Origin of the sequence: Actinotalea sp. C106 (assembly GCF_023630195.1) — a bacterium.
Classification (GTDB): domain Bacteria; phylum Actinomycetota; class Actinomycetes; order Actinomycetales; family Cellulomonadaceae; genus Actinotalea.
The window spans coordinates 1-522 of the sequence record NZ_JALPKN010000650.1 but is presented as its reverse complement, the minus strand read 5'-3'; the positions used below and the strand labels follow the sequence as shown (position 1 = coordinate 522).

Sequence of the window (522 nt, the reverse complement as noted above, 5' to 3'; positions counted from 1 at the left end):
CCTCGGCGGTGACCCGCTCGACCTCGAGGGCCCCGGGGACGGCCCGCGCCGAGGTCAGCGAGGTCACCGGGAGGCCGGCAGCTCGGGCGACCTCCTGCGCGGCCTCGGCCACGGCGGCCGGGGTCCGGTAGTTGACCGTGAGCTCGGTCAGGCGCCACGAGCCGCGCATGACCGGGTCCAGGGCGTGGGCCCAGCTGCGTGCTCCTGCTGCGGCAGCCGTCTGGGCCACGTCGCCGACGATGGTCAGGGATCGGGTCGGGCAGCGGCGCAGGACCATGCGCCACGCCATCGGCGACAGCTCCTGGGCCTCGTCCACCACGACGTGCCCGTAGGTCCATGAACGATCCGAGGCCGCACGCTCTGCTGTCGTGAGGGAGGGCCCGCTGTGCGCGAAGCGGTCGGCGAGCACCTCGGCGCTCACCAGCCCGCGCCCGGCCCCCGAGGACTGGAGCACCTGCCGCGCGTAGTCGAGCTCCTCCTGCCGGCGACGGGCGTCGGCAGCCGCCCGGGCCCGCTCGGCCT

General features: G+C 76.1%; 1 pseudogene. It reads right to left on the bottom strand.

What is annotated here, in order from left to right:
* Positions 1-522: pseudogene (locus L0B03_RS19005) on the bottom strand (AAA family ATPase); the annotation flags it as partial.